Origin of the sequence: Streptomyces sp. WG5, from assembly GCF_049974565.1 — a bacterium.
In the GTDB taxonomy this organism is placed as follows: Bacteria; Actinomycetota; Actinomycetes; order Streptomycetales; family Streptomycetaceae; genus Streptomyces.
The window spans coordinates 1-1105 of sequence record NZ_JBNGGC010000136.1; the positions used below are offsets into that span (position 1 = coordinate 1).

Genomic DNA, 1105 nt, shown 5'->3' on the forward strand with positions numbered 1-1105 from the left:
CGCCGGATGGTGTTGAGGCGGGTGATGAGGGGGGCGATGGTGCGGCCCTCGCGTGCGGCGGCGGCCCAGTCGCGGGGTTTGAGCTGGTACTTCTCGCTGTCGAGGTATTCCTCGCTGCCTTCGCGCAGGGGGGTGTTCTCGCAGAGTTCGTAGCCGCTGTAGATGCCCCAGGTGGGGGAGAGGGTGGCGGCGAGGACGGCGCGGACCTCGAAGGCGGGGCGGCCGCCGTGCTGGAGGTAGGCGTGCAGGATGTCGGGGGTGTTGGTGAAGAGGTTGGGCCGCATGTAGGAGGCGGCGTCCCCGGAGAGTTCGGTGAGGTACTCGGTGAGTTCCTGTTTGGTGGTGCGCCAGGTGAAGTAGGTGTAGGACTGCTGGAAGCCGATCTGGGCGAGGGTGTGCATCATCGCGGGGCGGGTGAAGGCCTCGGCGAGGAAGATGACGTCGGGGTCGGCGCGGTTGATCTCGCCGATGACCTTCTCCCAGAAGACGACGGGTTTGGTGTGGGGGTTGTCGACGCGGAAGATCCGTACGCCGTGGTCCATCCAGAAGCGCAGGACGCGGACGGTTTCGGTGACGAGGCCGTCGAGGTCGGCGTCGAAGGCGATGGGGTAGATGTCCTGGTACTTCTTGGGCGGGTTCTCGGCGTGGGCGATGGTGCCGTCGGGGCGGTGGTGGAACCACTCGGGGTGTTTGTGGACCCAGGGGTGGTCGGGGGAGCACTGGAGGGCGAAGTCGAGGGCGATCTCCAGTCCGTGGCGTGCGGCCCGGTGGACGAAGTCGTCGAAGTCGTCGAGGGTGCCGAGGTCGGGGTGGACGGTGTCGTGGCCGCCTTCGGGGGAGCCGATGGCCCAGGGGACGCCGACGTCGTCGGGGGTGGCGGAGAGGGTGTTGTTGCGGCCCTTGCGGTGGGTGGTGCCGATGGGGTGGACCGGGGGGAGGTAGACGACGTCGAAGCCCATGGCGGCGATGGCGGGGAGCCGGCGGGCGGCGGTGCGGAAGGTGCCGTGGGGCCGGGTGGGGGTGCCCTCGGAGCGGGGGAAGAACTCGTACCAGGCGCCGTAGAGGGCGCGTTCGCGTTCCACCAGCAGGGGCAGCGGGTCGGAGG

The 1105-nt window shown here is 69.3% G+C and carries 1 pseudogene; it reads right to left on the reverse strand.

The features are described 5' to 3' along the window. A pseudogene (locus tag ACP4IX_RS36240) lies at positions 1-1105 on the reverse strand (alpha-1,4-glucan--maltose-1-phosphate maltosyltransferase); the annotation flags it as partial.